Origin of the sequence: Desulfuromonas sp. AOP6 (genome assembly GCF_009731355.2) — a bacterium.
Classification (GTDB): domain Bacteria; phylum Desulfobacterota; class Desulfuromonadia; order Desulfuromonadales; family SZUA-540; genus SZUA-540.
Window position 1 is genome coordinate 1,172,546 of the sequence record NZ_AP022810.1, and the last position, 19,165, is coordinate 1,191,710.

Consider the following 19,165-nt stretch of genomic DNA (forward strand, 5'->3'; position numbering starts at 1 on the left):
CTTTGTGAAATTTCCCCTGTCACCCGATATCCGGCAAGTTCACTTTCCCCCCATCTCCGAGGTCAAATCCTGGATTGCCGGGCGCCATTTCCCCGCTGAGCGGCCCCTGGTCGACCTCTGCCAGGCCGTCCCCGATTATCCGCCGGCCCCGGAATTGATCGATTATCTGGCCGGCTGTCTGGCTGATCCACTGACTTCGCGCTACACCCCCGATGAAGGGCTGCCCGAGGTAAGGCAGGCAATCTGCGCCTGGTATGAGCGCCTGTATGGGGCGGCACTGCAGCCGAGCGACCTCTGCCTGAGCATCGGCGCCAGTCAGGCTTTCTGGCTGGCCATGGTGACGCTCTGCCGGGCCGGCGATGAGGTGATTGTGCAGACGCCTTATTATTTCGATCACGCCATGGCTCTGGATATCCTCGGCCTGAAGGCGGTCTATACCCCCTTTGACGAGGCGGATGCGGGCCTGCCCGATGTGGACCTTATCGCGTCACTTATCACGCCGCGCACTCGGGCCATTGTGCTGGTGACGCCGAGCAATCCCACGGGGGCGGTGACGCCGCCCGCGACGCTGGTAAGGTTGTTTGAGCTGGCCCGCGAGCGCGGCCTCGCCCTGGTGCTGGACGAAACCTACCACGCCTTTCTGCCCGGCGGCGCCTGCCCGCACGACCTGTTCAGTCGGCCCCATTGGGGTGAAAACCTGGTGCACATCGCCTCCTTCGGCAAAACCTTTGCCCTGACCGGCTACCGGGCCGGCATGCTGGTTGCCTCGGAAGAGTTCATTCATCACGCCCTCAAGGCGCAGGACACCATGGCGGTCTGTCAGCCCCGCCTGACCCAGCTGGCTGTGGGCTACGGTGTGGCGCATCTCGACACCTGGGTGGCGGCCAATCGCGACATGATGCAGCGCCGCCATGACCTCTTTCGCGCCGAATTCCTGCAGCCCGGCAACCCCTTCAAGCTGGTGGCCAGTGGCGGCTTTTTCGCCTGGGTTCGCCACCCCTGGCCGGGACAGAGCGGGCGGCAGGTGGCCAGGCGTCTGGCCGACGAGGCCAATCTCATCTGTCTGCCGGGAGAAGTGTTCGGTCCCGGTCTGGAGAATTACCTGCGTCTGGCCTTCGGCAACATCCACGAAGACCGTATCGCCGAAGCGGTGTGCCGTTTCCGCGACTTTCCTGTCTGATGTCCACTTCCCTGCCCGTCGACAGTCTGCTGCCTGACCTGCGCCGTGCCCTGCGTGATGCCGGCGCCGTGGTGCTGCAGGCCCCCCCCGGCGCCGGCAAGACGACGCGTGTGCCGCCGGCTTTGCTCGACGAGCCCTGGTTGCAGGGGCGCCGCATCCTCATGCTGGAACCGCGGCGGCTGGCGGCGACGAACGCCGCCCGCTACATGGCCTCCCGTCAGGGGGAAGAGGTGGGGAAGACAGTGGGCTACACCATTCGGTTTGATCGCAAGGTCACGGCGCAGACCCGCATCGAGGTGGTCACCGAGGGCATTCTGACCCGCCGGCTGCAGAGCGATCCCCTGCTGGAAGATGTGGGGCTGATCATCTTCGACGAATTCCACGAACGCAACCTTCATTCTGATCTGGCTCTGGCCTTATGCCGCGACGCCCAGATGGGATTGCGCGACGATCTCAAGATTCTGGTCATGTCCGCTACCCTCGACGCCGGTCCGGTGGCCGGGCTTCTGGGCGGGGCGCCGCTTCTCACGAGCGAGGGACGCAGTTATCCTGTCGATGTGCGTTATCTGCCGAGGACGCCTCAGGGAGCCGTGGCCGACTATACGGTGGCGGCCGTGCGGCGGGCGCTTAGCGAAACGGCCGGAGACGTCCTCGTCTTTCTGCCCGGGGCCAGGGAGATACGCCGCTGTCAGCAGCGGTTGCAGGCTGATGGCAGTCTGGCCGCCGTTGAAATCTGCCCCCTCTACGCGGGGCTCCCTTTTGCGGCCCAGGAAAAGGCCATCCTCCCCGGCAAGGGGCGGCGGGTGGTGCTGGCGACCAACATCGCCGAAACGAGCCTGACTATCGAGGGGGTCAGGGTCGTGGTGGACAGCGGTCTGGAGCGCCGCCCCCGCTTCGATGCGGCCGCCGGGCTTTCCCGCCTCGACACGGTGAATATTTCGGTGGCCAGCGCTACGCAACGGGCGGGACGGGCCGGCCGTCTGGCGCCGGGTATCTGTTACCGGCTGTGGACGGAAGCCTCCCACAACAGCCTGTTGCCCTTCGCGCCACCGGAAATCCGCGTGGCCGACCTTTCGGGCCTGGCTTTGGAGCTGGCTCTGTGGGGGGTGCCCGACCCCGGTCAGCTGGCCTGGCTGGATCCACCCCCCGCCGGGGCGCTCAAGGCGGCCCGCGAGCTGCTCGTGGAGCTGGGGGCGCTGGACGACAAAGGACGGGTGACGGAGGAAGGTAGACGCCTGGCCCGCTTCCCCGTCGAGGTGCGTCTGGCCCGACTGCTGCTGACCGGTGAGAAGCTGGGCGTCTGGCCGCTGGCCTGCGATCTGGCGGCGCTGCTCTCGGAACGCGACCTGTTGGCGTCGACCCCCGGCGCGGCCATGGCCAGCGACAGTGATCTCCTTGACCGCCTTGAGGTGTTGGCGCGCTGGCGGGAACATCCGCATGCTGAGGACACCGAGAGACGGGGCGTTGCCGCCGTTGAACGTACCGCCCGGCAGCTGCGCCGCTTGGGTCCACAACAAGACAGGGTAGAGGCGCCTGACCTGGAGACGGTGGGGCGTCTGCTGATCGCCGCTTTCCCCGACCGTATTGCCTGCGAACGGCAAGAGGGGAGCGGTCGTTATCTGCTGGCCAACGGCCAGGGCGTGCGCTTGTCGCCACGTAGCCGCGTGCACGGGCAGCGCTGGCTCGTGGCCGTGGAGGTGACGTCAGGAAATCAGGGGGAAGGGGAAATCCATCTGGCCAGCGCCCTGCCTGGGGAAATCATCGAGGCGGATTTCCGGGCCAGGTTGCCCTGGCAGCGGCGGGTAGAGTGGGATGCCCGCCAGCAGCGGGTTCAGGCCGTCGAGGAACAGCGTCTTGGCGCCCTGGTGCTGGGTTCACGGCCCATCAAGGCATCGGAGGAAGAAATGGCTGGGGCGGTACTGGCCGGGGTTCGCCAGCTGGGGCTGGAATGTCTGTCCTGGTCGGATGCCGACCGGCAGCTCGCGGCTCGTGTTCGCTTGCTGGCGCGGGTGTTTCCGGAAGAAAATTGGCCCGCCATGGACGAAGAGAGCCTGCTCGAATCCCTGGAGAGCTGGCTGGCTCCCTGGCTGGGGAGGGTTCGAACCCGGGCCGAGCTGGCCCGGGTCGATGTAGGGGCGGCTTTGGCAGGTCTGCTGGACTGGCCACGGCGCCAGCGTCTGGAGCAGCTGGCGCCCACTCACCTTCTGGTGCCGAGCGGGTCGCGGTTGGCTATTGATTATGTCGCCGGCGACCAGCCCGTGCTTGCCGTTAAACTGCAGGAACTTTTCGGACTGGCGGAAACGCCTCGCCTTGCCGGCAAGCGGGTGCCTCTGCTGCTTCACCTGCTGTCACCGGCCAGGCGACCGATTCAGGTAACTACCGATTTGAAAAATTTCTGGGACAGCGTCTATCCCGAGGTCAAAAAAGAGCTCAAGGGACGCTATCCCAAACATCCCTGGCCCGATGATCCCTGGACGGCCGCTCCGACCCGCCATACCCGCCGGCGCTGACCTGTCGGCTCAGATTCTCTCAATGGGGAAAGCAGCCTCGCCCAGTTCGGCGTTGGCCTTCTGTAGCTGCTCCTCCCCCGAAACCACCGCCACGGAACTATCCTGCCATCCCTGTTTCAGGTAGGTATCGGCCGCTCTTTGCAGGGCTTCCCTGTTGACAGCCAACAGGCGCTGTCGAAAGGTCTGGCGCATGGCCAGGGTCAATCCCTGCAGCTGATGGTTGAACTCCCGTGAAGCCTTGCCGCCGGGAGAGAGTGGGCGATCCAGGTCGCTGAAGGAGGCCAGAATGGCTTCCTTGATCTCTTCGTCAGAGTATTTTCCGGCGATCGCCCAGTCCACGGCCTGTTCGTAAACCTTCAGCGTGCGCGTCAGTTGAGGGTCGCGATAGGACAGCATAGAGAAGAGACCGGCTTCCGGATCAGCACCAGCCAGGCCGCCATAGGCGCCGCCTTTTTCACGAATCTCCCGATGCAGAAAATTGGCTCGCAGCAGTTTGGCGAGCACCATCAGCGGCGCCGCGTCCGCTTGCGTGTAGGTGCCGGTGCGAAAAATCTGGGCCACATAAGAGACAGGGACGGCGGCCGCACATCCTTTGCGCGCGCTGACCGGGGTGAAGGGTGCGCGGGCGGCAGGAGTCGCCGGGGTTTTGGACAGGCTTTTGAGGAATCCGGCAACGGCTGGTCGAATAGCCTCGAAGGTCTCCGCTTCGGCCGTCAGGGCACAGCGCATCCCGTCATTTCCCAAAAGGAGGCCGGCCAGAGCCCGCATTTTTTCGGCCAAATCCGCCAACTCTGCCGGTGTCTTCGCTGCGATCTTTTTAACGAAGCGGACCTGGCTGATGCCGGTCCATTCTTCCCGCAATTTTCCTCCCTCGGTCAGCTGGCTGGCGGCCAGACGGGCGGCGTAGGTGTGGCCTGAGCCTGGGATGGAATTCTCCATGGAAGTTTTAATCTGGTTGATGACCGTGTGCAGCCGGGTCAGGTCGGAAAAATCCGGGGCGTTAAAGAGGTCGGTGAGAATGGCGAACATTTTCTCCTGATTACGCCGCAAGGCCTTACCGCGCACACTGATGACCATTCGGGGTGAATCCATGGCCTGAGGGTTCTCAAGAATGCTGGCTGAGGCCCGAATCCCGCCCGTGGCCGCCGACATCCGTTCAGCCATTTCCAGGTAGCTCAGGCCGGCCGCGCCAATCTGGGGAAGCAGGGCGCAGAAGAGGGGAACAAAGGGACGAAGGTCGGCGGGGATGTGAGAGCCTTCCGTCTGCGCCGAGAAATAGACGATCCCGTTGGTCGGCTGGTCGAACCAAGTGAGTTCCACCCCTTCAACCTTTTCTTCGCGGGAATGAACGGATCTTTCCTCGGCCGGGATATCGCTGAGCTCCAGCGTCGGCAGCACAGAAAGATCTTCCTCCATCTCCTGGGCCTCCTGCAGTTCCCGAGCCTGCTCGACAATCTGCTGTTTCTGCCCGGGGGTGAGGCGGGCGGCGAGTGCCTGGAGATTGTCGGCGACCTCTTTATCTTCCCGTACCTTGCGCTCCGGATCGGGCGTCAGGGTCAGAGTGACCCGGTGAGAATTGTCGAGCAAATAGCGGCGGATGAGATTCTGGAAGAAGGGCCCGGCGGCCACCTCGGCTCGCAGACGTTCGAGGTCGCGGGTCAGCAGCAGCGGGGTCACCGGATCGCCGCTGTGAATCCAGGGGCCGAGCAGGCGCATGAGCAGCAGCAGGGCGTAGGGATACTGATCCCCCGTCACCTCCCGATGGGCAAACTCCAGTTGATGGATGGCGGCCTCGACGCGTTCTTCGGGAAAGCCCTTGTCGGCAGCCTCCTGTAACGTTTCCAGGATGAGGGCTTCAATCTTGTCCGTATGCTCCGGTTCCGTTCCCTGCAGGCCGACGGCGAAAAAAGTCTCGCGGTTGTCATCATGATAGCCGGTGACAGGAGAGAGATTCTGTCCCAGCTTCGATTCGATCAACGCTTTGTACAGAGGGGCGGCCGAATTGCCCAGCAGCAGGGTAGACAGCACCTGCAAGGCGACACGGTTGAAGTTGTCCGCCGCAGGGCAGGTGAGCCAGGCCGTCTGCACCAGGGTGCGGTTTTCCAGGGGCTCTGCCGGGTCGGCCGGATAGGTCTCGGTGAGCTTTCGGGGCTGTTCGAAACGCATTTCGTCGGGCACAGCCGTGTCGAGCGCCTTGGCGTCGAAATGGCGCAGCGCCAGATTTTCAATAGTCTCCAGGTGCTTCTCCAGGGGGAGGTGCCCGTAGGTGAAGAAATAGGCGTTGGCGGGATGGTAGTAGGTGGCGTGGAATTCCCGCAGCTCTTCCCAGGTCAGGTTGGGGATGTCCGAGGGTTCGCCACCGGAGTTCTTGCCGTAGGTGGTGGTGGGGTACAGAGCTCCGCTCAGGCGACGATGGCTAAGGGAAGAGGGGTCGGCCATGGCCCCTTTCATTTCGTTGTAGACCACGCCCTTGTATTCGAGGGGCGATTCGGGGTTGTCAGCCTCCTGAAATTCGAGGCGATGTCCTTCCTGTCGGAAGTCCCGTTCGAGCAGGCGGGGGAAAAAAGCCGCATCGAGGTAGATGGCCATGAGATTGTAGAAATCTTTCTCATTCTGGCTGGCAAAGGGGTAGAGGGTCCAGTCGCTCGATGTCAGCGCGTTCATGAAGGTGTTGAGGCTGCGCTTGAGCATGCTGAAAAACGGATCCCGCACCGGGAAGTTCCTGGAGCCGCACAGTACCGTATGTTCCAGAATGTGAGCGACGCCCGTCGAGTCCATGGGGGTGGTGTGAAAACCGACGCCAAAGAGATTGTTGTCATCCTCTGTTTCCATGTGAACCATGCGGGCCCCGGTCCTGTCATGCCGCAACTGGATGAGGCGGGCGTTCAGTTCAGGCAGCGGGGTCATGTCGATAAGAGTGAAGCCGTGAAGTTTCTGCCCTGGCTGAAGGCTGTGGTCGGACATGGTGTTACCTCCTGGAAAAAGCGTGAATCCGAAAAGTTTAACGCAGCTTTGCGGGATGTCATAGGAAAAATGCAGGTGGAAGATTGGCAGAAGGGTGAAGCGAGATGCGGTTGGGTCGGCAAAAAAAAACTCCACGACAGCATCGTGGAGTTTTTGGGGGTGTCAAAGTCTCGGATCAGACCTTCATGACGTTAGCTGCCTGAGGGCCCTTCTGGCCCTGAACAACTTCAAAGGTTACCCGGTCGCCTTCGGCCAGGGATTTGAACCCTTCGGACTGGATAGAAGAGAAGTGAACAAATACATCGGGTCCATTGTCCTGCTCAATGAAGCCGAAACCCTTAGCGTCGTTGAACCATTTTACAGTACCTTCAGCCATTTCTTTTTACTCCTTTTTTCCAAATCTGGGACCAGTTTTCGTGTGCCGGGTCGTTGGGGCCGCCATCAAAAAAACCGCCCAGACCTTGTGGTCTGTGCGGTTTTGGGAGAACTGCGGACAGCCAGAACGGACTCGAACACACTAGCTAAAAAATTTGCCTAATCCTGTTACCATAGGGCCAGTGCAAAAGCAAGAAAAAAATCCCGGAATTCTGAGTGAAAGCCGGTGGATAGGGGCGGGCGTCTTCTTTTTATGAGGAGCCTTGGGGGTTCTGGTCGTAACTTTATGAGGCGCGAATATATGCGTATTTATGCTGAGGTGACAAAAAATGTTTTGCGAAGAGGGGTTACGTCTTTAGAGTGCCGCCCAATTATGAAAATATAAAAATGTTTTAAAATGTCTTGACGTGAACGTAAGAAGGAAGTATATGTCCTGATATGCATAGAAAAAGACACTAAAAAGAACCTTGAATTACCGCATTGAAAAAAGAGTAAATTTTTTGGAAAGTCTTAAGGGTAGAATAATGTTCTAAATTCGTTGATTTGTTGAGCTATCTGGCGTATAAAATGACCCTGCGTTTTGCCGGGTTCTTGCTGCCACCTTGATACCCCTCCCGGCCCGCGTTGACACTGTCCATGGCACCTGAAAGGAGAATGTATGAAGTATTTTATCCGTTGGTCCGTCACCGTTTTTCTTGTACTGGCCCTGGCCAGTCCCGCCTTCTCGGCCGGGTTCGCTCTCATCGAACAGAGCGTCAGCGGTTTGGGCAACGCCTTTGCCGGCTCCGCCGCTACCGGTGAAGACGCCAGCACCATCTTTTTCAACCCGGCGGCTCTGACTCTGCTCGAAGGGCAGCAGGTGGTAGCCGGCGCGCATGTGATCGTGCCTTCGGCGAAGTTCAGCAAAGACAGCTCCATGACCATCTCTGGTGGAAACAGTGGGGATGCGGGCGTGGTTGGTGTGGCCCCGAATCTCTATTACGCCGCCAATCTGAACAATGGCTGGTCGGTCGGTCTGGGCATCTTCGCTCCTTTCGGCCTGGCCACCGAGTACGATAAAGACTGGGTCGGTCGCTACCACGCGGTAGAGTCGGACGTGATGACCATTAACATCAACCCTACGGTGGCTTATCGGGTCAACGAAAACCTCAGCCTCGGTGCCGGGGTGAGCGCCCAGTATATTGATGTTACTTTAAGTCAGATGATAGATCTGGGTAAAATTGCGTATGCTTTAGATCCGGTGAATATTCCTATTCAAGCGGTTTCAAACCCTGATGCCGATATATTCGCGGATATGACAGCTGATGACTGGGGGTATGGTTTCAATCTTGGAGCGCTCTATGAGTTCAATGAAAATACCCGCATTGGCGTCACCTACAGATCCCGTATTAAGCATACGGTGAAAGGGGATGTCAAATTTAGTCAGCAGAACCCTGATTCTGGGTTGGGCATTGTATTGGCTGGCGCCGCTGCCTCCCGTTTTCCAAATCAGGGGGTTGAGGGCGATATCACCCTGCCGGCCAGTGCTTCTCTGAGCGCTTACCATCGCATTAATGCCCAGTGGGTCGTGATGGCGGATATCATGTGGACGGAATGGAGCACATTTGACAAGTTGGTTATCGAGTTCGACGGAGATGTCCCGGACTCGCTCACTACCGAAAATTGGGATGATAACTGGCGTTATTCTGTCGGGGCCAACTATACACCCAACGATCGTCTTGTTCTGCGCGGCGGTCTGGCCTTCGACGAAACACCCATCCCGGATTCGAAGCACCGTACCCCGCGTATTCCGGGGGAGGATCGCTTTTGGGTGGCTTTTGGTGCTGGCTACAAACTCACGAACCAAATGAATCTCGATTTTGGCTACGCTCACCTTTTTGTGAAGGACTCCAAGATCGCAAAGGATGGTCTTGATGAGGAAGATCTTCTCAGGGGCGCCTTGTATGGGGAATACGAAAACTCCGTAGATATTGTCAGCGCCCAGCTAAGCTACAGCTTCTAAAATAAACCTAAGCTCTACCAAACAAAAAGAGGCGGCTCCCTTGAGTGGGAACCGCCTCTTTCTTTTAGTGATTAAATTTATTCGACGTCAGGCGGGCAGGCCGAAGATGTCGGCGTAGTCGTCGCGGATGACCTCAAAGTGGTGGTGGGTTGAATTGGCGTTGGCCAGGTAGATGGCCTTGACTTCAGGGTCGGTCATCTGTTCGGCCACTTCGCGCAGGTGCTTCTCCAGGGCCTCTTCTTCGTCGAGAGCCAGTTCCATGGCTTTACGCTCATCGAAGTCGCCCATCATGATTTTCTGCAGGGCTTTCCACCAGGTAGACTCGGTGTCGGGAGGAGACTGGATGAACTCGTCGAAAGAGGGGATGTCGCCGCCTTTATAGATGTTGTAGAAAGAATGGGCGTGCTGGGCTTCTTCGCGGGCCAGCAGTTCGAAGGTCTTTTTGGCTTTTTCGTCGCTCATCTTTTCGGCGCCGTATTTGTAGAAGTCCATGGCGTCTTTTTCCGTCTTCATGGCCTCCTTGATCGCTTTCTGTACATTGATTTTCTGAGTCATGGCAATCCTCTCTTTGAAATGAATGGAAAGTGTCTTTAAATCTAACACAGATTAAATGTTGTGCTCGCTTGCGGGGCTTTCGCCGGCGGTATATTAACATTCCCTGTTGGGGGCTTGTCAAAGTTTTTTCGTCTTTCCCCGGCAAAAGACGGGCTTTCTGCCGCCCCTTCCGGAGAGTCACCTCTCCAGGCTTTTCAAGTCCCCGGTGATTGGCCGTTAACAGCGTTTTTTTTTTGCATTTTTTTCAAACGACGTTTAGTATACTGCATGCTGTATACCGGAGAGAGATCCTCGTTTTGAGGAGTCCACTTGTTCTGGAGCCTTCGCGCTCGCTCATTTTTTTTATTGAATCAGGAAGGGGTAAACACATGCAGATCTTTACCAAGTGGCGGGGGCCTCCATGGCCTGAACAGTTCGCAGGGTGCGAGAACCATCGGCATCTTCTTCTTCCCTTTGATGGGAGTGTCATTAATCCTCATTGCTCTTGAATATCTTTCCAAGGGAAAATAATTATGCAACTGCTAAATAGTTCTGTGGGTAGAAAGATCATAATGGCGGTTACTGGTCTGCTCCTGATCAGTTTCGTTGTTATACACCTGCTCGGCAACTCCTCGGTTTTCTTCGGGGCTGACGGGATCAACGCCTATGCCAAGCATCTTCACGATCTTGGTCCCCTGGTCTGGGTCTTCCGTCTGATCATGCTGACCCTGTTTGCGCTGCACATCTGGTTCGGGTTGCAGCTCACTCTCGAAAACAGCGCCGCCAAGCCTATCGGCTATGCTCAGAAAAAGCGTCTTCGCACGACTTTTGCTGCTGAAACCATGATTGTCAGCGGTGTGGCCATCCTGGCTTTTGTTGTTTACCACCTGCTTCATTTCACCGTTCAGGTGACCAACCCTGAGATCTCAGCCGGAAACCTTCCTCTGGACGCCATGAATCGCCCTGACGTTTTTACCATGGTTGTTCTTAGTTTCCAGAAGACCTTTATCGCCCTGGTTTACGCTGTGGCCATGCTCTTCCTCCTTTTCCACGTGAGCCACGGTTTCCAGAGCTTCTTCCAGACACTGGGATTGAACAGCAAGAAGTCTCTTCCTGTTTTCGGCAAAATCAGCAAAGGGCTGGCTCTGGTCCTCTTTGTCGGTTACCTGTCCATTCCTGTTCTGATTTTTGTCGGCTTAGTTAAAATTTAGGGGGTTCATCGTGATTCTAGATGGCAAATGTCCTACCGGACCAATTGAAACTTCGTGGGATAGACACCGCTTTAACATGAAGCTGGTCAATCCCGCCAACAAGCGTAAATTCAAGATCCTGATGGTCGGCACCGGCCTCGCCGGTGGTGCTGGCGCAGCTACTTTGGGTGAACTGGGCTACAACGTTCACGCTTTCTGCTACCAGGACAGCGCTCGTCGTGCTCACTCCATTGCCGCACAGGGCGGGATCAACGCCGCCAAGAACTACCCGAACGACGGCGACAGCATCTATCGTCTGTTCTATGACACCATCAAGGGCGGCGACTTCCGTGCCCGTGAGGCCGACGTCTGGCGTCTGTCTCAGGTGTCCAACAACATTATCGACCAGTGCGTCGCTCAGGGCGTGCCTTTCGCCCGCGACTATGCCGGTTACCTCGACAACCGCTCCTTCGGCGGTGCCCAGGTTTCCCGTACCTTCTATGCTCGTGGTCAGACCGGCCAGCAGCTGCTGCTGGGCGCCTACTCGGCCCTGTCCCGTCAGGTGAAGACCGGTTCGGTGGTCATGCACCCCCGCACCGAAATGCTCGACCTGGTCGTCGTCGATGGTGTAGCCCGCGGTATCACCGTGCGCAACCTCATTACCGGCGAGATCGAGTCTCACTGGGGGGACGCCGTGGTTCTGGCTACCGGCGGCTATGTCAACGTTTTCTATCTTTCGACCAACGCCATGGGCTGCAGCGTCACCGCTGCCTGGAAAGCCGCCAAAAAGGGCGCTTTCTTCGCCAACCCCTGCTACACCCAGATTCACCCGACCTGCATCCCGCAGCACGGCGAGCATCAGTCCAAACTGACCCTGATGTCCGAGTCCCTGCGTAACGACGGTCGCTGCTGGGTTCCCAAGAAGAAGGAAGATACGGACAAAAATCCCAACGACATCCCCGAAGAGGATCGCGACTACTACCTGGAGCGTAAATACCCCTCCTTCGGCAACCTGGCTCCCCGCGACATCGCTTCCCGTGCCGCTAAAGAGCAGTGCGACGATGAGCGCGGCGTCGGCCCTGGCAAGCGCGGTGTCTATCTCGACTACGCTTCGTCGATTGCCCGCGTCGGCGAGGACACGATTCGTGAGCGTTACGGCAATCTCTTCGAAATGTACGAGAAGATCACCGACGAGAACGCCTACAAAGTGCCCATGCGTATTTACCCGGCTCCCCACTACTCCATGGGTGGTCTGTGGGTCGACTACAACTGCATGAGCAACGTTCCCGGCCTGTTCGTTCTCGGTGAAGCCAACTTCTCCGTGCACGGCGCCAACCGCCTTGGTGCTTCTGCTCTCATGCAGGGTCTGGCGGACGGCTACTTTGTTATTCCTTACACCATAGCCAACTACCTGGCCACCGTTACTCCCGGCCAGATCAAGGACGATCATCCCGAGTTCAAGAAATCCCGCGAGGACGTCAGCAAGCAGGCAGAAAAGCTGCTGTCCATCAATGGCAAGAAGACGGTCAGCGAGATGCACCGTGAGCTTGGCAAGATCATGTGGGAGAACGTCGGCATGGCGCGCAGCGAGCAGAGCCTCAAAGACGCTCTCAAGCGCATCCCGGCTCTTCGCGAAGAGTTCTGGAAGAACGTCAAGGTCACCGGTTCCGGAGCTGAGTTCAACCAGCAGCTGGAGAACGCCGGTCGCCTGGCCGACTTCCTTGAATTCGCAGAAGTAATGACCCGTGACGCCCTGCACCGCAAGGAATCTTGCGGTGGCCATTTCCGTACGGAGTACCAGACCGAAGACGGCGAGGCGATGCGCGACGATGAGAACTTTGCTTATGTCGGCGCCTGGGAGTTCAAAGGGGTTGAGAAGGAGCCTGAGCTGCACAAGGAGCCCCTCAAATTCGAAAACGTCAAACTGGCTGTAAGGAGTTACAAATAATGAACCTGACTCTATACGTATGGCGCCAAACGAACCCGAAGGACAAGGGTAAAATGGAGCAATACGAAGCGAAAAACGTCAGCCCTGATCAGTCTTTCCTTGAAATGCTCGATGATGTCAACGAAGAGCTGATCAAAACCGGGCGCGATCCCATCGCTTTCGACCACGACTGCCGCGAAGGTATCTGCGGTATGTGCTCCCAGGTAATTAACGGCCAGCCCCACGGCCCCCAGGAGAAGACGACGGTTTGTCAGCTACACATGCGTCAGTTCAGTGACGGCGACAAAATCTTCATCGAGCCCTGGCGCGCCCGTGCCTTCCCCCTTGTTCGTGACCTGGTGGTGGATCGTGGTGCCCTGGATGCCATTATTCAGGCCGGCGGTTACACTTCGGCTCACACCGGTGGCGTTGCTGACGGTAATGCGCTGCCTATCGGCAAAATTGCCGCTGACTATGCCATGGACGCCGCTGAGTGCATCGGTTGCGGGGCTTGCGTGGCTTCGTGCCCCAACAGCTCGGCCATGCTTTTCACCGGTGCCAAGGTTTCCCAGTTGGCTGTCCTGCCTCAGGGTGAAGTGGAAGCCGCTCGCCGCGTTAAGGATATGACGACTGAGGCTTCGGTCAACGGTTTCGGCAACTGCACCAACCACTACGAGTGTGAAGCGGCCTGTCCCAAGGGCATCAGTGTCAGCTTCATTGCCAAACTCAACCGGGAGTACATCAAGTCTTTGGCCCAATAAGGCCGCACAAGACTGTCCCTTCCATTGGATACAATGGGTTTTTATGGAGGCGGGTCATTTGGCCCGCCTCTTTTTTTTCTGTGAGGGGGAAAGACCCCTTTTTCAGCAGAAAAAGATCAGGCGAGGAAATTGAGCAGGGAACCAGGGCTGGGCAGGGAAATAGGGTCGGTCTGGGAAGGGCCATAGGTGCGCAAAACGGCCTGGCGAGTCGCTGGAGTTTCAACCGGGCCTGTTTCTGGAATGAAAGACGAATCCGAGGCGAAGACGCTGGTCTGGGCCTGGATTTCGGATCGGGCCTCGATGGACATCCGGCTGGCTTTGGCTGCGATGAGACGATCTGCGGAGGAGGGCTGGGCGGGTGCCAGCGCCGCGGCTCGGATAATTTGCGCTTTTTGTAGAGTTGCTTCAGGGTCCCCGGGAACAGGTGATACGTCAATACTGACTTCTCCACCGGTGGCGTACTGGGTGCCATCGGGGCCACGGGTGTAGGTGAAGGATGGAGCCGCCGCATAGGGTCCACCCATGGCGGCGTGGGCAGCTTCATGGGCCCGAACTTCCCGGTCACGGCGGGCCAATTTGGCCAACTCCTGTGCCTCTCGGCTCAGGCTCACCTCATCCCGGGGCGTTGAATCGCTGCTCGTCGACGAGGACGCATCGCTGCGCCGGTCAGAGACTCCCGGTGATCTTCGACTCTGGATTTTTTCCTGAGAAGAGGGAACGGCGACGGGAACCAGAGGATATGTCAATGTAGCTGCGATTTCATCCATGCCGTAGAATTTCCAACGGGATATCTGGTCGTGCGTTGTCGATTGGGGCGAATGCTTTAATGAGTAATAGAGCTGAATATAGCCCAGGTCTGTTCCAAGTGCAAGATTTAGTGTCGCTTTCCCCGGTGGGGATAAGAGTCCTGAACCTGTTGATGGTTGCCTTCGTGGCAGACGATGGTATCTTTGCGAAGGTACCTTTTGTCAAGGGAACAGGATAGATTTCAGTCATTCTTGTTTAATACGTCCGCAAAGCAACAGGAGGAGACATGCAGGGTTTTACATTCTGGAATCCGACGAAAATTGTTTTTGGAAAAGATACTGTTGAACAGGTCGGCAAGCAGGCGTCCAGGTTCGGCAAGAAGGTGTTGATGGTCTATGGCCAGTCAAGCATCAAGAAAACTGGTGTTTACGACCTGGTAAAAAAATCCCTGGAGAAGGCTTCGTTGCAGGTCGTTGAGTTCGCCGGCGTTAAATCCAACCCGGTGCTTTCCCATGTGCGGGACGGGGTCAGGCTCGCCAGGGAGCAGCAGGTCGATCTGATTGTCGCTGTCGGCGGCGGCAGTGTCATAGATGAGTCGAAAGCGATCGCCGCCGGTGCCAGAACGGACGGGGATGTCTGGGACTTTTTCATTGACAAGGCCATTGTCAATGACGCCTTGCCCATCGTCACCGTGCTCACATTGGCGGCGACCGCCTCTGAAATGAACTCGGGGGGCGTGGTTACCAACGAGGAGACGGGTCAGAAATTCAATATCGGCTCGCCCCATCTTTTCCCCAAGGTCTCGATTTTGGACCCGACCCTGACGTATACGGTGCCGGCCAACTACACGGCCTATTCCGGGGTGGATGCCATCTGTCACCTGGTGGAAGGGTATTTTACCGCTGCCGACCCCAATACACCTCTGCAGGATCGTCTGGTCGAGTCCCTGGTCAAGACCGTCATGGAGAGCACCGACCGCATTCTGGTCAATCCCCGTGATTATGAAGCGCGAGCCACCATGATGTGGTCGGCTACCCTTGCCCTCAACGGTTTGATTCCGGCGGGAATAGGCCCCTTCGGGTTCCCCAATCATATGATCGAACATTCCCTGAGTGCCCTCTACGACATTGCCCACGGCGCCGGTCTCTCTATCGTGCTGCCGGCTTGGATGACCTATACCGCTACCCGCGCTCCCGAAAAGTTCGCCAGGTTCGGCCGGGAAATTTTCGGGATTATTGAGCCGGATGATCAGAAAGCGGCCGCCAAGGGAACGGCCGCCCTGAAAAGCTGGTTTGAACATATCGGCAGCCCAACCACACTTTCGGCGGCCGACATCCCCGCGGCAGACATATCAAAGATTGCCGCCAATGCCGTCATGCTGGCCCAAAAATGGCGTCTGGATGATTATACAGAGGAGATCATCGGGGAGATATTGCAGCTGGCTCGCTAGTTAATAGTCCGGGCGGGGGAAGGTAGTGCTATTCCTTTTGGGGGAGTTTCACACGGAAAAGGCTGCCTTCCCCTTCCCGGCTTTCTACTTCGATTTTGCCCCCCATGCTTTGTACGATACCGTAGGCAGTAGATAGTCCCAGCCCGGTGCCGTGTTTTTTACTGGTAAAAAACGGATTGAAAATCGCACTGCGAATATTCTCCGGTATGCCAGGTCCCGTATCCTGTACGGTCACTTCCATAGCATTATTCTCCAGTCGTGTTTCCAAAGTCAGGACACCCGCGCCAGCCATGGCCTGCAGGGCATTGAGCAGCAGGTTGGTAAAAACCTGACGCAATCTCTCCTCGTCCGTTATCAGCGGCGGCAAATCAGCGCCAAATCTACGCACGATCTCAATCGTTCCCAAGGTGACCTGATGGCTGACCTGGGCAACAATTTCGTCAAGCAGTCTGTTGACATCGACAGGCCGGGGATGAATGGCCTGCTCACGGGCGAAGGTGAGCATGTTCTGGGTGATGCGGGAAATCCGTTCGGTCTGTTTCAGGATTTCTTCCGCCTCTTCCCGTCCTTCGGTGCCTGCCGGCAACTCCATCAGCAGAATTTCGACGTTGCCCCGGATGATGGCGGCGGGGTTGTTGATTTCATGGGCAACGCCGGCGGCCAGGGAGCCTACGGCGGCCAGTTTTTCGCTACGCAGCAGCTCGTCCCGTGTGCTGATCAGTTCGCGGTTTCTTTCTTCGAGCTGGCTGGTCCGTTCACGGACCTTCACTTCCAGTTGCTGATTCAGAATATTCAACTGGGTTTCCCTCTCATGGAGAGCGGCCGCCATGTGATTGAAGGTGCGGGTGAGGTGGCCTATTTCGTCACGGCTGGTAGCCGGCAACTGCAGGTGTTTTTCTCCTTCGGCCACCCGTTGGGCCATGGTGTCAAGAGCCAGGATGGGCCGACTCAGGTGGCGTGAAATTTCGCGGGCCAGCAGATAACCGAGACCGCTGCCGAGAAGCAGGAGGCCGAACAGGATGGCCGCCACCCTCGCTTTAAGGGCCATGAAAGGTTTTTCCAGCAGACCGACGTACAGAGCGCCGATGGGTTGTCCGTCGATATCCAGAATGGGTTCATAGGCGGTCAGGTACCATTCGTCGATGACGCGGGCTCGTCCCAGCCAACTCTGCTTTTCCACCAGCACCGCCTTGGCCACCTGCGGCGAAACCTGGGTTCCCAGGGCGCGACTGCCGTCATCCAGGCGTATCGTGGTGGCGATGCGCCGATCATCCAGAAAGATGGTGGCGCTGCCGCGTTCTATCCCGTTAAACTTTTCCTCGCCGTAAATGATCCTTTGGATTTCGTCCACCAGGCTCAGGTGTTTGTTGAGCAATTTTCCTCCATAGAGAAACCCCAGAACATTGCCACTCTTGTCTCTGACGGGCGCCACGCTGATCAGAAACAACCCTCTGGTTTCAAAGGCATCAGACGGTTTCTCGCCGTCGATGAGGGCGAGACGGGCTTTACGTGCGAGACCAGGGGAGAGCGTCTGCATCTGCTCAGCACTGAGAAGGGCTGTGCCGGCAAAGCTCCCCTGATAAAGCGATTTTTTCATGAATTTTGAAAAGACCTCGCTCTGCTGACCGGGGTGCTGGGTCTGGCCCAGAGGATCGCTGATGCCGAGGATGTCCAGCTGTTCCCGCCGTTCAATGGCCTCCAGCTCGTCGAGCAGTTGTGTTCGCTGACCCTGGCTCAGTGAACGGGAGGTGGCTTCGGAGTGGGCCGTGAAGCGAACGACATCGCGGATGCGTTCGAGCTCGCGCAGGTAGACGGCCCGGGCCGAATCCATTTCATTCTGAACCCGTTTCTGGGTATCGCCGACGATATAGGCATTGATGAGATAAACGATGGCGACGGTGACCAGTATCAAAACGACGATCAATGGGGCCAGCGCCGCCAGAGTCAGTTTGCCACGAATGGAGAGCGGGCGGGGGAAGGGCTGGCTCATGGGGTGTCAGCCTCTTCCGGTGTCGGCAGATCGAATTCCTTGATTTTGCGGTCGAGAGTTTTTCTGGTGATGCCCAAAAGCAGGGCCGCCTGACTCTTATTGCCCCCGGTTTTCTTCATAGCCCGGTTGATCTGACGCCGTTCCGCCTCTCGCAGGCTCAGAGGCATATCGGTCGTGTCGGCTACAGAGGCAGGCGCTTGCGTGGCGCTGAGTCGGATAGGCAGCAGGTCGATCGTGATCTCATTGTCGAGGGCAAGAATGGCTGCCCGCTCGATGACGTTCTGCAACTCGCGGATGTTGCCGGGCCAGTGATAGTTCTGCAGAACTTCCAGCGCCTCGGGGGCAATGCCCTGGAGGTTTTTTTTCATCTTCTGAACCATTCTGTCGAGAAAGTGCCGGGCCAGCGGGATAATATCCTCACGCCGCTCCCGCAACGGCGGGAGATGCAGACAGATGACGTTGAGGCGGTAATAGAGGTCTTCACGAAAGCGCCCTTCGGCCACCTCTTTTTCCAGATCCTTGTTGGTGACAGCAATGAAGCGCACATCGACCTTCTTGGGTCGGGTGGCGCCGACGGGAATAAACTCGCCCTCCTGAATGACGCGCAGCAGCTTGGCCTGCAGGCCGGGGCTGATATCGCCCACTTCGTCCAGAAAGAGGGTGCCGCCATCCGCTTCCTCCAGAAAGCCCTTCTGGGACTGCAGGGCCCCGGTGAAGGAGCCTTTGACGTGGCCGAAGAGCTGGCTTTCGAGCAGGGTTTCCGACAGGGCGGCGCAGTTGATGGCCAGAAAGCGGTTACCGGCGCGGGGACTGGCGTAGTGGATGGTACCGGCAATGAGTTCTTTACCGGTGCCGCTTTCACCCAGTACCAGAATGTTGGCATCGCTGGCGGCCACACGCAACGCCAGTTCGTAGACCTGCCGGAATTTATCGCTCACGAAGATGGGTTTTCCCGGCGTGTGGCGTTCCTGCAGTTCTTTTTTGAGGGACAGGTTCTCTTCCCGCAGTTTTTCGCGCTCCATGGCGTGAATGAGCAGGGTCTGCAGCTTTTCCTGGGGAAAAGGCTTGCTCAGATAGTCATAGGCGCCAATCTTCATGGCTTCGACCGCCGAGTCAATGGTGCCGTGACCCGTCATCATGATGACGGGCAATTCGGGGCGTAGACTCCGGATGCGGGTCAGTGCTTCAATACCATCCATCTCGGGCATTTTCACGTCAAGCAGGACGAGATCACATTCCGAATCGGGCTGCCCCAGAAACTTCAGCATCAGCACGGGATCGGCAAAAGTTTCTGTCTCGTAACCCCAGCCCGTCAGCATTTTGCTCAGGTAGCGGCGCATGCCGTCTTCGTCATCTGCCACGATGATTCTTTTAGCCATGATTTCTCCCGGAAGGTTTTAAGGATTTTTATAATAAGCACAAATTATTCCAGATGGGAAGAGGCTTGGCCAGGGTGCGGTCCGGTCTCTGCGCGAGGAGTATTCGCGCGCTCGTCGTTGGGTCGATATGACCCGACAAGAGAAAAAATGACCCAC

General features: G+C 57.8%; 13 protein-coding genes. 7 read left to right on the forward strand and 6 right to left on the reverse strand.

Annotated features, from left to right (window positions below; genetic code table 11):
• Positions 1-4: 4 nt before the first annotated feature.
• Together AOP6_RS05575 and hrpB are read left to right on the forward strand one after the other, a co-directional pair.
• Positions 5-1,180, forward strand: coding sequence for an aminotransferase (locus tag AOP6_RS05575; protein WP_155875618.1), 1,176 nt, complete (start codon positions 5-7; stop codon positions 1,178-1,180).
• A complete protein-coding gene (gene hrpB, locus AOP6_RS05580; protein ID WP_155875619.1) occupies positions 1,180-3,690 on the forward strand; it encodes an ATP-dependent helicase HrpB in 2,511 nt (836 codons plus the stop codon). Before AOP6_RS05575 ends, hrpB begins: the two co-directional genes overlap by 1 nt.
• Before the next feature lie 9 nt (positions 3,691-3,699).
• On the opposite strand, the gene AOP6_RS05585 is transcribed toward hrpB, so the two are convergent.
• Positions 3,700-6,654, reverse strand: coding sequence for an insulinase family protein (locus AOP6_RS05585; protein WP_155875620.1), 2,955 nt, complete (start codon positions 6,652-6,654; stop codon positions 3,700-3,702).
• Between the two features lie 175 nt (positions 6,655-6,829).
• On the reverse strand, positions 6,830-7,030 hold the full coding sequence (locus tag AOP6_RS05590) for a cold-shock protein (protein ID WP_155875621.1): 201 nt from the start codon (positions 7,028-7,030) through the stop codon (positions 6,830-6,832).
• Positions 7,031-7,687: 657 nt separating this feature from the next.
• Here AOP6_RS05590 and AOP6_RS05595 point away from each other — a divergent pair.
• Positions 7,688-9,031 (forward strand): outer membrane protein transport protein, encoded by a 1,344-nt coding sequence (locus AOP6_RS05595; protein ID WP_155875622.1) that lies wholly within the window; start codon positions 7,688-7,690, stop codon positions 9,029-9,031.
• Positions 9,032-9,118: 87 nt separating this feature from the next.
• Here AOP6_RS05595 and AOP6_RS05600 read toward each other — a convergent pair whose 3' ends face one another.
• A complete protein-coding gene (locus tag AOP6_RS05600; RefSeq protein ID WP_155875623.1) occupies positions 9,119-9,586 on the reverse strand; it encodes a ferritin family protein in 468 nt (155 codons plus the stop codon).
• A gap of 512 nt (positions 9,587-10,098) precedes the next feature.
• Here AOP6_RS05600 and AOP6_RS05605 point away from each other — a divergent pair.
• The 3 genes from AOP6_RS05605 to AOP6_RS05615 are packed head-to-tail and all read left to right on the forward strand — an operon-like array spanning position 10,099 to position 13,443.
• The gene (locus tag AOP6_RS05605; RefSeq protein WP_155875624.1) at positions 10,099-10,776 is read left to right on the forward strand and encodes a succinate dehydrogenase cytochrome b subunit; all 678 of its coding nucleotides are present in this window, start codon (positions 10,099-10,101) and stop codon (positions 10,774-10,776) included.
• A gap of 10 nt (positions 10,777-10,786) precedes the next feature.
• Complete coding sequence (locus AOP6_RS05610; protein ID WP_155875625.1) at positions 10,787-12,703, forward strand: fumarate reductase/succinate dehydrogenase flavoprotein subunit; 1,917 nt, start codon at positions 10,787-10,789, stop codon at positions 12,701-12,703.
• A complete protein-coding gene (locus tag AOP6_RS05615) occupies positions 12,703-13,443 on the forward strand; it encodes a succinate dehydrogenase/fumarate reductase iron-sulfur subunit (protein WP_155875626.1) in 741 nt (246 codons plus the stop codon). Before AOP6_RS05610 ends, AOP6_RS05615 begins: the two co-directional genes overlap by 1 nt.
• Positions 13,444-13,559: 116 nt before the next feature.
• On the opposite strand, the gene AOP6_RS05620 is transcribed toward AOP6_RS05615, so the two are convergent.
• Positions 13,560-14,210: a putative metalloprotease CJM1_0395 family protein gene (locus AOP6_RS05620; RefSeq protein WP_155875627.1), complete on the reverse strand. Its 651-nt coding sequence runs from the start codon at positions 14,208-14,210 to the stop codon at positions 13,560-13,562.
• Between the two features lie 266 nt (positions 14,211-14,476).
• Here AOP6_RS05620 and AOP6_RS05625 point away from each other — a divergent pair, with 266 nt between their 5' ends.
• Positions 14,477-15,640, forward strand: a complete 1,164-nt coding sequence (locus AOP6_RS05625; RefSeq protein ID WP_155875628.1) for an iron-containing alcohol dehydrogenase — start codon at positions 14,477-14,479, stop codon at positions 15,638-15,640.
• A gap of 28 nt (positions 15,641-15,668) precedes the next feature.
• Here the strand turns inward: AOP6_RS05625 and AOP6_RS05630 are convergent, their stop codons facing one another.
• Entirely contained in the window at positions 15,669-17,630 is a 1,962-nt protein-coding gene (locus AOP6_RS05630) for a cache domain-containing protein (protein ID WP_155875629.1), read from the reverse strand.
• Positions 17,627-19,009 (reverse strand): sigma-54 dependent transcriptional regulator, encoded by a 1,383-nt coding sequence (locus AOP6_RS05635; RefSeq protein WP_155875630.1) that lies wholly within the window; start codon positions 19,007-19,009, stop codon positions 17,627-17,629. Before AOP6_RS05635 ends, AOP6_RS05630 begins: the two co-directional genes overlap by 4 nt.
• Positions 19,010-19,165: the final 156 nt, after the last annotated feature.

Bases quoted from the DNA above. Each gene is read 5' to 3' on its own strand.
- AOP6_RS05615 (WP_155875626.1), top strand. From the start codon at position 12,703: ATGAACCTGACTCTATACGTATGGCGCCAAACGAACCCGAAGGACAAG.
- AOP6_RS05595 (WP_155875622.1), top strand. From the start codon at position 7,688: ATGAAGTATTTTATCCGTTGGTCCGTCACCGTTTTTCTTGTACTGGCC.
- AOP6_RS05590 (WP_155875621.1), bottom strand. From the start codon at position 7,030: ATGGCTGAAGGTACTGTAAAATGGTTCAACGACGCTAAGGGTTTCGGC.
- AOP6_RS05605 (WP_155875624.1), top strand. From the start codon at position 10,099: ATGCAACTGCTAAATAGTTCTGTGGGTAGAAAGATCATAATGGCGGTT.
- AOP6_RS05635 (WP_155875630.1), bottom strand. From the start codon at position 19,009: ATGGCTAAAAGAATCATCGTGGCAGATGACGAAGACGGCATGCGCCGC.
- AOP6_RS05625 (WP_155875628.1), top strand. From the start codon at position 14,477: ATGCAGGGTTTTACATTCTGGAATCCGACGAAAATTGTTTTTGGAAAA.
- AOP6_RS05620 (WP_155875627.1), bottom strand. From the start codon at position 14,210: ATGGATGAAATCGCAGCTACATTGACATATCCTCTGGTTCCCGTCGCC.
- AOP6_RS05600 (WP_155875623.1), bottom strand. From the start codon at position 9,586: ATGACTCAGAAAATCAATGTACAGAAAGCGATCAAGGAGGCCATGAAG.
- AOP6_RS05630 (WP_155875629.1), bottom strand. From the start codon at position 17,630: ATGAGCCAGCCCTTCCCCCGCCCGCTCTCCATTCGTGGCAAACTGACT.
- hrpB (WP_155875619.1), top strand. From the start codon at position 1,180: ATGTCCACTTCCCTGCCCGTCGACAGTCTGCTGCCTGACCTGCGCCGT.
- AOP6_RS05585 (WP_155875620.1), bottom strand. From the start codon at position 6,654: ATGTCCGACCACAGCCTTCAGCCAGGGCAGAAACTTCACGGCTTCACT.